Here is a 9,813-nt window from a genome sequence, read left to right on the forward strand (position 1 = left end):
CCGGATGGCCCCCGCGTAAGCGCCGTGGTGGTCGGTCGTGTTCATCACCACGTCCTCACCGGTGATGCGCTTGAGCATCTGGATCTGGCCGTCGAGGAGCACGAGGAACATCTCGGCCGGCTCTCCCTCGTGGAACACCTCGGCATCGGCGTCGAACTTCACGACGTCGCCGTGGTCGGCCAGCCATGACAGCTGCTCGTCGGACAGCTTCTCGAACAGGAAGCAGCCGCGCAGCTCGTCCACGAGGGTCACAGCAGCTCCAGGTAGCGATGGATGAGGGTCACCGCCATGGCCCCCTCGCCGACCGCCGAAGCCACCCGCTTGACGGACTGGCTGCGCACGTCGCCGGCCACGAACACGCCGGGGACGCTCGTCTCGAGGAAGTACGGCTGGCGTTCCATGTCCCACCCCGGCGGGGGCTTGCCGTCGACCATGACGTCCGGACCGGAGAGGATGAACCCCCGGTCGTCTCGTCGCACCGTGTCCCCGAGCCACTCCGTGCCGGGGGCGGCGCCGATGAGGACGAAGAGCCAGGAGGTGTCGACCTTGTCCTCGGTCCCGGTTGCCCGGTCGACCAGCCACAGCTGCTCGAGGTGGTCGTCGCCGTCTGCGCCGACGACCTCGGTCCTGGTCTTCACCGAGATGTTGTCACGCTGGTCGATCTGGTCGATGAGATAGCGGGACATGGACCGCTGCAGCGACTCCCCGCGCACCACCAGGGTGACGCTGCGGGCGGAGCGGGAGAAGTAGACCGCCGCCTGTCCGGCCGAGTTGGCCCCGCCCACGATGTAGACGTCCTCGTCCTTGCAGTTCACGGCCTCCGTCATGGCCGCCCCGTAGTAGACGCCGCGTCCGGTGAAGTTCTCGACCTCGGGAACGTCCATCCGGACGTAGGCCACCCCCGTCGTGAGCAGCACGGCGTGAGCGGACAGCTCGGTCCCGTCGCCCATCCGGACCACCCGCGCCGAGCCGCAGATCTCGAGGGCTTCGACCTCGGAGACGAGCAGGGTCTCGACGTTGAACCGCTGCGCCTGGGCAGCGGCCCTCCGGGCCAGCTCGGCCCCCGAGACGCCCGACGGGAAGCCCAGATAGTTCTCGATCTTGGAGCTCTGCCCGGCCTGACCCCCCACGGCCTCCCGCTCGACGAGCACAGTCTCCAGGCCCTCCGAGCCGGCGTAGACGGCGGCGCCCAGCCCGGCGGGCCCCCCACCCACGACGATGAGGTCGTAGAACGGCAGGTTCGGCGTGCTGCTCAGGCCGAGCGCCGAGGCCAGCTCACTCGTCGACGGCGAGCGCAGCGGCTGCCCGTCCGCCGTGATCACCAGCGGAAGGTCGTCAGGGCTCATCCCCTTGGCCGCCAGCAGGCGGTTGGCCTCCTCGTCGCGATCGAGCTCCTTCCAGCGGTACGGGACCTGGTTGCGGGCGAGGAAGTCCTTCACGTCGTGCGAGCGCGCCGACCAGCGGTGCCCCACGACCTTGACGCCCTCGAAGGCGGGTCGGTCCTCCGCCAACCAGTCCTCCAGCAGGTCGTCGATGACCGGGTAGAGACGCTCCTCGGGCGGGTCCCACGGCTTCAGCAGGTAGTAGTGGACGTCGGCCCGGTTGATGGCGCCGATGGCGGCCTCGGTGTCGGCGTACGCCGTCAGCAGCACCCGGCGGGCCTCTGGGTACAGCTCCTGGGCCCGCTCCAGGAACTCCACCCCGTTCATCTGCGGCATCCGGTGGTCGGCCAGTAGGAGGCCGACCCGGTCACCGCGGAGCTTGAGCTCCGACAGCGTGTCGAGGGCCTCCTGGCCCGACTCGGCGCGGCGGATGCGGTAGTCCTCGGAATAGTGCTGGCGCAGATCCCGGGCGATGGCCCGCGAGACACCGGGGTCGTCGTCGACGGTCAGCAGGATCGGCGGAGGCATGGCTCGCGTTCTCTTGGAGGTGGGAGGGGCAAGCCTACCGGCAGGCCCCCGGCCTCCACCCGGTTAGTCGCTCAACTTCGCAAACCGGCCCCTTCGGGCACCAGGACGTCGTCGAGGCCGAGAGCCGCCACGGGAACGGGCTCGGCCTCCTCGATGCCGATGTGGGACCGGCCGCGCAGGGGAAGGTCCCGCAGGAAGATGGCGAGCACGAATGCGGCCATCGCCACAGGGATCGCGACCATGAAGACGGTGTGCAGCGAATGGACGAAGCTCAGCACGACGCCGGAGTGCACCGGAGCGGGAAGCGCCCGCACCGCCTGAGGCGATGACACGAAGTTGGCGGTCACGTGGCCCTGGAAACCGCTGGGCAGCAGGCGCGGAAGCCAGGTGTTCAGGCGAGCTGTCAGCACGGCGCCGAAGATCGCCGTACCGAAGGCGCCGCCCATCGACCGAAAGAAGTTGATGGTCGACGTGCCGGTGCCGAGGTCCTTCACGGGGACCGCGTTCTGCACGGCCAGCACCATGTTCTGCATCATCATGCCCATGCCCACCCCGAGCGGGACCATGTAGATCCCGGCGACGACTCGGGAGGTGTGCAACCCGAGGTGCGACAGGAGCCACATGCCCAGCACGAGGAGGGCCCCCCCGATGACGACGAAGATCTTGTAGCGACCGTAGCGGGTGACGAGGCGGCCGCTGACGATGGACGCCACGAGCAGTCCGCCCATGAGTGGGAGCAGTAGCAGGCCCGAGACGGTCGCCGAGGCCCCCGTGACAAGCTGCATGTACTCAGGCAGGAAGATGATGGCGCCGAAGATCGTCATCGCAAGGAAGAAGGTCGTGGCGTTGGCGATGCTGAAGACGCGGTTGCGGAACAGCGCGAGTGGGAGGATCGGCTCGTCCGCCCGACGCTGCTCCCACCAGGCGAAAGTGACGAGCAGGCCCACGCCTGCCAGCGCCGTGCCGATGATCGGCGGTGACCCCCACGGATAGGTGTTCCCGCCCCACACGGTGACGAGGAGAAGGGCGACGACGGCTCCGACGAGGAGGGTCGCGCCGGTGTAGTCGACGACCGCCTTTCGCCGGGCGAAGGGCAGTCGGAGCACGACAGAAGTCACGACCAGGGCGAGAATGCCGATGGGCAGGTTGATGTAGAAGATCCACCGCCACGAGAGGTGGTCGGTGAAGAAGCCCCCGAGGAGCGGCCCACCCACGCTGGCGAGCGCGAACACGGCGCCGAAGTAGCCCTGGTAGCGGCCCCGCTGCCTGGGGCTCACGATGTCGCCGGTGATCGCCATGGCCAGCGCCAGCAGCCCTCCTGCGCCGATGCCCTGGACGGCCCGGAAGGCAACCAGCTCCAGCATGTTCTGGCTGATGCCCGACAGCACCGAGCCGGCGAGGAAGATGAGGATGGCGGCCTGGAAGAGGCGCTTGCGCCCGTAGAGGTCCGAGAGCTTGCCGTAGAGCGGCGTTGCTGCGGTGGACGTCACCAGGTAGGCCGTCACCACCCAGGAGAGGTGACCGATGCCCCCGAGGTCGCCGGCGATGGTGGGAAGGGCGGTGGCGACGATGGTCTGGTCGAGCGCGGCCAGCAGCATTCCGAGCATGAGGCCGCTCAGCACCACCATGATCTGGCGGTGCGTGAGCTCGATGGGGCCCGAGGGCTCGGGCTGGGCCACGGCGGTCACGACGGCTGCGCCACCCGGTGAGCGGCGCGACCGGTGGGACGGGCGCTGACGCCCTCCGGCCCGCCAAGATCGTCGGCCAGGCGGTCGAGGAGTCTGGTGACGAGTCGCCGGTCGGAGTCGGACCACTCCTGGAGGAGCTCCGCGAGCTGTTGGCGTCGGAAGGAGACGACCTCCGCCTGGGCCTGGCGTCCCCGCTCGCTGACGGCGAGCAGGCAGGCACGACCGTCGACCGGGTCGATCGTCCGCTCGATCAGGCCGGCGTCGACGAGCTTGTGGGTCTGGCGGCTGATCGTGGATGCGTCCAGGTTGAGCGCGGCGGCCAGGTCCGAGGCCCGCATTGGACCGAGCTCCTCGACGCGGTTGAGCAACCAATAGGACTCCTTGCCGATGGGAGCGTCTGCCAGGCGAGCCGGAAGGTCGAGGCGGCCGACGGTGCGGGCCGCGCGGACCAGCGCTCGCTCGAGAGCCGTGATCTGGCCGCTGTCGGTCATGCCGGCAGGGTACCCGAGATAGTTGCTTGGTGCATCCAATTGCTGGCGCCTAGCAAGTGACTCTGGTCACAGGGCTGCTCCGACCTGAGCGGGCCCGTGGCGCCGGCTCAGTCGGGCCCGGCGCTGCCCCCGAGCTCCCGTCTGACGATCTTGCCGCTGGGGTTCCTTGGCAGGTCCTCGACGAGCTCCACGTCCCGCGGCACCTTGAAGCGGGACAGGTTCGAGCGCACGTAGGCCCGGAGGTCGTCAGGAGAGATATCGCGTTCGCCCTCGGTGACCACCAGGGCCTTGAGTCGCTGGCCGAAGTGCTCGTCGGGGACACCTATCACGGCCGCGTCGGCAACTCCCTCGTGGGCCCGCAGCAGCTCCTCGACCTCCTGGGGGAAGACGTTCTCGCCCCCCGACACGATCATGTCGTCCTCCCGGCCCTCCACGAAGAGCCGCCCCGCCTGGTCCAGGTGACCGAGATCGCCGGTCGACATGAGCTTGTCCAGCATCTCCTTGCCCTCTCCAGCGGTGTACCCGTCGAAGAGCAGCTCGCTTCCCACGAAGATCCGACCCGTGGTACCCACCGGGACTTCCTCCCCCTCATCGTCCACGATCCGGACCACGGTGCCGCGGGGCGGCAGCCCGGCGGTTCCCGGCGCCTCGCGAAGATCCTGGGGGGTGGCGATGGCCGCCCAACCCACCTCGGTCGATCCGTAGAGGCTGTAGACGATGTCACCGAAGGAGTCCATGAACGAATGGGCCAGGCGGTCCGACAGCGGCGAGCCGCTGAGGCCGACGACGCGCAATGACCGCGTGTCGTACCGGCGCCGGGTCGCCTCGGGCAGGGCCATGATCCGCTGGATCATCACCGGCACGGCGGCGAGGACGGTGACCTGGTGCTCCTCGATGGCAGCCAGGACCGCCTCGGCGTCGAAGCGCCGCTGGAGGACCACGGTCGCCCCCGCCACGAGCGACAACGCATAGTTGCCGAGCCCCCAGGCGTGAAAGAGCGGTGCGGCGATGAGTGTCGTGTCGCGATGTCGGAGCGGAATGCGGGAAAGGAAGGCAACCAGCGGGTTGAGCGTCCCCGGCACGCCCCGGTTGGCGCCCCTGGGCCGTCCCGTCGTCCCCGATGTGAGGATGATCTGCCGCCCCGGCCTGGTCGGTGGGGCGAGGGGGCTGTCGTCGTTGGTGGCGATGAGGCTCTCGAACGTCGGATCACCAGGACGTCCGCGTCCGGAAGGTTCGTCCACCCACGCCACGAATCGTGTACACCTCCGTGCACCGCGCCTGGCGGCCTCCGTGAACTCCTGGTCGTAGACCAGACCGGTCAGCTTCTCCGCCTTGATGACCTCGGCGAGCTGGGGCCCGGCGAACGAGGTGTTCAGGAAGTAGGCGTTGGCGCCGAGCTTCGACAGGGCGATGGTCGCGTCCACGAAGCCGCGGTGGTTGCGACAGAGGACACCGACGCGGTCACCCTCGCCGATACCCGCCTCGGACAATCCGTTGGCGAGCGATGTCGTCCGGCGGTGCACCTCCGCGAAGCTGAGCGTCCCATGCTCGTCGATCACCGCCGCCGCGTGAGGGAAGCGCACCGCCGCCGACGCATAGCCGGCGGCGGGCGTCATGCCCCAGCGGCGCAGGGCCGCCACCACGCTGACCACCTGGTCGGGACGAAGTGGTCGGAGCAGCCCGATCTGGCTGAGCGCGGGAACGGCGCCGATCACCTCGGAGACCGGCCTCGTCACGCCGGTCAGGGCGCCGGCGACGGCGCGCGATGGACCTCTCATCAGGTTCAGCGCTGCGTCCACGACAACGGTCTACCCGAACATCCCCCAGGCCACTGCACGGAGTGGGCCGGCCTCGGCGCTACGCGCCTGCGGCTTCATCGTCGAGCCGGCCTCCCGGGCCGGCCTCGAGGCTGGCCGTCGGGCCAGCCTCCCGGGCCGGCGTAGGGTGACCGGGTGGCAACGCCGAATGGCGCCCGGCCGCCGGGGGCCCGCCCGAGACGGCGACGGTGGCAGCGGCGGCTCTTCGGGGCGCTGGGGGTGGTCTGGCTCGTCGTCGCCCTGGTGGTCGGTCTCGTCCTGGGGGCTTGGACGGTGGCTGGGCTGTGGTTCGGCCTGGCTGCCATGGAGCTGACGCTGTGGTTCATGGCCGGGCGCAGGTAAGAGGGAGCGCATCCCCGGCTTGCCGCTGCAACCGAACCCGGGTCGCGGTGTTCTTGATGACATGACGACCGCGACCGACAGTCGGGCCGCGCTCACCGTCCGGCTCAGTCGGGACGTGGACGGCGCCTTCCCCGAGGTGGTGGGGAGCTACCAACAGGCCCTGTACACGACCGCCCTGCGCATGTCGCGACGTCCAGCCGACGCCGCCGACCTCGCAGCCGAAGCATTCCTCCGTGCCTACCAGGCGCTGCGGGCGTACCCGCCAGAGCGGATCCGCGACCTGCAGCTCCGCCCCTGGCTGGTCACCATCCTGCTGAACCTGTGGCGCAACCAGGTTCGGACGGACACCCGCCGGCCCGCCCAGGTGCCGCTGGAATCGTCTCCCGACCCGCGCGCCCCGTCGGGCGGGCCCGAGGAGCATCTCCGCCGCCGCGAGCTGAGGAACGGCGTCGAGTACCTGCTGGCGGAGCTTCCCGAGACCCAGCGCCTAGCCGTCGTCCTCCGCCACATCGTCGACCTCCCGCTGGCGGAGATCGCCGCCGTCCTCGGCTGTCCGGAAGGCACGGCCAAGTCCCATGTCTCGCGCGGCCTCGCCCGCCTGCGCACCCTGATCACCGACACCAATCTCGAGGAGGAGCTCTCATGAGCGGCCCCCACGGCCTCGGGCCATACCGCCCCGGTGCTGACAGCGCAACAGATGACATTGCACTCGACCACGACCCCCTGACCCGGGTGCTGGGCGAGCTGGCCGCCGAGCCGCCGGAGGGCTTCGACGCCCGGGTGTTCGCCCGCTTCGTGCTCACCCCCGGCCCGCTGGGGGAGGTGTTCGTGGCGTTCACCGATCGGGGCATCAGCTATGTGCGCCCCGTGGACCAGGTCGATGAGGACGCTGACCGGTTCGCAGAGGACTTTCGTCAGCGGTTCGGCCGGCCCATCGAGCGGGCCGCGCGGCCGCCCGCCGGACTCCTGCCCGCCCTCCGCGACGGTCGGGCCGGCGATCTCGCCTTCGACCTGCGGGGGCTGAGCGAGTTCGAGGAGGCGGTGCTGCGCAAGGCGCTCGAGATCCCCCGAGGTGAGATCCGGCCCTACGCCTGGATCGCCCGCGAGATCGGCCGGCCGAAGGCCGTGCGGGCCACCGGATCTGCCCTCGGTCACAATCCCGTTCCCATCCTCATCCCCTGCCACCGGGTCGTTCGCAGCGACGGCCAGATCGGCAACTACGCCCTGGGCCCGGTGATGAAGCACGAGCTGCTCAGCGCCGAGGACGTCGACCTCGACGAGGCGAGCCGGCTGGCCTCGGCCGGCGTCCACTACCTGGCCAGTGACACCACGGGCGTCGTCTGCTACCCGAGCTGCCGCCACGCCCGGCGCATCACACCCGCCCACCGTGTTCCATTCGGCACCATGTCCCGAGCCGTGGACGCCGGCTACCAGCCCTGCCGGGACTGCCGGCCCGCGCTCGCCGCCTCGGCATGACCTCATCTCAGGAAGCGAGGGCGGTTCGCGACAGGGTCGAGGTGTGCGACTGGGATGCCATCGCCGAGGCGCTGGATCAGGACGGCCACGCGGTGACGCCCACTCCCGTGCTGAGCGCCGCCCAGTGCAAGTGGCTGCGGGACCGGTTCGGAGACGATGCCACTTTTCGCTCCACCATCGACATGGCGCGCCATCGGTTCGGAGAAGGCTGCTACCGCTACTACGACTACCCGTTGCCGCCGACGGTCGCTGCGCTACGCGACACCGCCTATCCACCTCTGGCGGCGCTCGCCAACACCTGGGCGTCGCGTCTCGACGAGGGCTCCGACTATCCGCCACGCCTTCAACAGCTCGTCGCCGTGTGTCGGGGCGCCGGACAGACCAAGCCGACTCCACTGATCCTGCGCTATGAACGCGGCGGGTACAACAACCTGCATCAGGACCTGTACGGTGACGTGGCCTTCCCGCTGCAGCTGACAGTGGCGCTGACCGAGCCCGGGGTGGACTTCACCGGCGGCGAGAACCTCTTCGTCGAGCAGCGTCCGCGCGCACAGTCGCGCGGCACGTCGGTCACGGTCCCGCTGGGCCACGCGGTGATCTTCCCGACGCGCTACCGGCCTGTCGCCGGAAGCCGCGGCCACTACCGCGCCGCCGTGAGACACGGGATCAGCACGGTGACGTCCGGTGTCCGCTACACCCTCGGCGTCATCTTCCACGAGGCGCGTTGACACCGGCCTCGCAGGTCGGCGTAGGCGACCCGCTCGTTTATTTCTCGCCGGCTCCCCGTCCCCGCCTGACAGAGTGGACGGCGTGGACTCCGTGCTCGACGCTCATCAGCTGGTCAAGCGCTTCAAGGGCGTCTGCGCCGTCGATGGGGTGGATCTGTCCGTGCGTCCGGGCGAACGGGTCAGCCTCCTCGGTCCCAACGGCGCCGGCAAGACCACCACGCTGTTGATGATGCTGGGTGCCATCCTCCCCGACTCTGGCTGGGTGCGCGTCGCTGGCCACCCCCTCCCCAAGGAGCGGAGCCAGGCCATGGGAGAGGTGGGCTTCGCCGCCGGGTACCTACCTCTGCCGGAGCGGCTCCGGGTGGGGGAGTTCCTCCGCATGTTCGGCCAGCTCTATGGGGTCCAGCAGCTGCACGAGCGGATCAGCACGGCCCTCGAGCGCTTCGGTATCGGCCACCTCGCCGGCCGCTTGGGCACCGAGCTGTCGTCCGGTCAGCGCACCCTGGTGGGTGTGGTGAAGGCGACCCTGCACCGGCCCCGCCTGCTGGTGCTGGACGAGCCGACGGCGTCGCTCGACCCCGAGGTGGCCCGGCGGGTCCGGGCCGGGCTGACCGAGCTCTGCGACACCGAGGGCACGGCGCTGTTGCTCACCAGTCACAACATGGCGGAGGTGGAACGGCTCTGCGAGCGGGTCGTGTTCCTGTCGGCCGGTCGCGTGGTCGCCGATGGTCGCCCCTCGTCGGTTGCGAGTCGCTTCGGCCTTGGCGACCTCGAGGGGGTCTTCCTGCACCTGGCGGCGGGCGGGCATGAGGGCGCCCAGCACACGGACCGGCCGGCATGACCGGTTCGAGCTGGTTGCGGGTCCGGGCCGTGGCCCGGCGCCAGGCTTACGTCCTGCTGCGCAGCCCCCATCGGCTGTTCGACGTGGTCCTGTGGCCGCTGGTCGACGTCTTGTTGTTCGGGTCCCTCGGGGTGTTCGTGTCCCGGCAGGGAAGCGGCGGGGCGGTGGCGTTCGGCTACCTGCTGTCCGGCATCGTCCTCTGGCACGTCGTCTACCAGGCCCAGATCGCCCTCTCGACGGGGTTCCTGGAGGAGACCTGGTCGCGCAACCTGCTCAACCTGATGGTGACGCCGCTGCGCGAGGTTGAATACGCCTGCGGCGTGGCCCTGTTCGGGATGGTCAAGCTCGTCATGGGAGTGGGAGTCGTCTCGCTTACCGCCCTCGGTTTCTACGCCTTCAACGTCGGCCGGCTCGGCGTCGGCCTGATCCCGATCATGGCCGTCCTGCTGGTCGTGGGCTGGGTGATCGCCCTGTTCGTCATCGCCCTGGTCCTGCGGTTCGGCACGGGGGCGGAAGCCCT

The 9,813-nt window shown here is 69.9% G+C and carries 11 protein-coding genes; 6 read left to right on the forward strand and 5 right to left on the reverse strand.

Annotation, left to right across the window (positions count from 1 at the left end):
• The 5 genes from VGF64_17580 to VGF64_17600 all read right to left on the reverse strand — a co-directional run.
• Positions 1–252: cyclic nucleotide-binding domain-containing protein (locus VGF64_17580; protein HEY1636571.1), on the reverse strand; the 252-nt coding region annotated here is incomplete at its 3' end.
• Complete coding sequence (locus VGF64_17585; protein HEY1636572.1) at positions 249–1,910, reverse strand: FAD-dependent oxidoreductase; 1,662 nt, start codon at positions 1,908–1,910, stop codon at positions 249–251. The genes VGF64_17585 and VGF64_17580, both read right to left, overlap by 4 nt.
• A gap of 71 nt (positions 1,911–1,981) precedes the next feature.
• Complete coding sequence (locus tag VGF64_17590) at positions 1,982–3,598, reverse strand: DHA2 family efflux MFS transporter permease subunit (protein ID HEY1636573.1); 1,617 nt, start codon at positions 3,596–3,598, stop codon at positions 1,982–1,984.
• On the reverse strand, positions 3,595–4,089 hold the full coding sequence (locus VGF64_17595) for a MarR family winged helix-turn-helix transcriptional regulator (GenBank protein HEY1636574.1): 495 nt from the start codon (positions 4,087–4,089) through the stop codon (positions 3,595–3,597). The genes VGF64_17590 and VGF64_17595 overlap by 4 nt, the downstream gene beginning before the upstream one ends.
• A 107-nt stretch (positions 4,090–4,196) precedes the next feature.
• Positions 4,197–5,888: an AMP-binding protein gene (locus tag VGF64_17600; protein ID HEY1636575.1), complete on the reverse strand. Its 1,692-nt coding sequence runs from the start codon at positions 5,886–5,888 to the stop codon at positions 4,197–4,199.
• A 153-nt stretch (positions 5,889–6,041) separates the two neighbouring features.
• Between VGF64_17600 and VGF64_17605 the strand changes: the two genes are divergently transcribed.
• The 6 genes from VGF64_17605 to VGF64_17630 form a co-directional block, all read left to right on the forward strand.
• Positions 6,042–6,248 carry a hypothetical protein gene (locus tag VGF64_17605; protein HEY1636576.1) on the forward strand — a complete coding sequence of 69 codons (207 nt, stop codon included), beginning with the start codon at positions 6,042–6,044 and terminating at the stop codon, positions 6,246–6,248.
• A gap of 61 nt (positions 6,249–6,309) precedes the next feature.
• Complete coding sequence (locus tag VGF64_17610; protein HEY1636577.1) at positions 6,310–6,894, forward strand: sigma-70 family RNA polymerase sigma factor; 585 nt, start codon at positions 6,310–6,312, stop codon at positions 6,892–6,894.
• Positions 6,891–7,724: a methylated-DNA--[protein]-cysteine S-methyltransferase gene (locus tag VGF64_17615; protein HEY1636578.1), complete on the forward strand. Its 834-nt coding sequence runs from the start codon at positions 6,891–6,893 to the stop codon at positions 7,722–7,724. The genes VGF64_17610 and VGF64_17615 overlap by 4 nt, the downstream gene beginning before the upstream one ends.
• Positions 7,721–8,452, forward strand: a complete 732-nt coding sequence (locus VGF64_17620) for a 2OG-Fe(II) oxygenase (protein HEY1636579.1) — start codon at positions 7,721–7,723, stop codon at positions 8,450–8,452. The genes VGF64_17615 and VGF64_17620 overlap by 4 nt, the downstream gene beginning before the upstream one ends.
• An 82-nt stretch (positions 8,453–8,534) precedes the next feature.
• Complete coding sequence (locus VGF64_17625; protein HEY1636580.1) at positions 8,535–9,293, forward strand: ABC transporter ATP-binding protein; 759 nt, start codon at positions 8,535–8,537, stop codon at positions 9,291–9,293.
• Positions 9,290–9,813, forward strand: a 524-nt coding sequence (locus VGF64_17630; GenBank protein HEY1636581.1) for a hypothetical protein, incomplete at its 3' end; no start/stop codon positions are given. The genes VGF64_17625 and VGF64_17630, both read left to right, overlap by 4 nt.

The organism is Acidimicrobiales bacterium (genome assembly GCA_036491125.1).
Taxonomy (GTDB): domain Bacteria; phylum Actinomycetota; class Acidimicrobiia; order Acidimicrobiales; family AC-9; genus AC-9.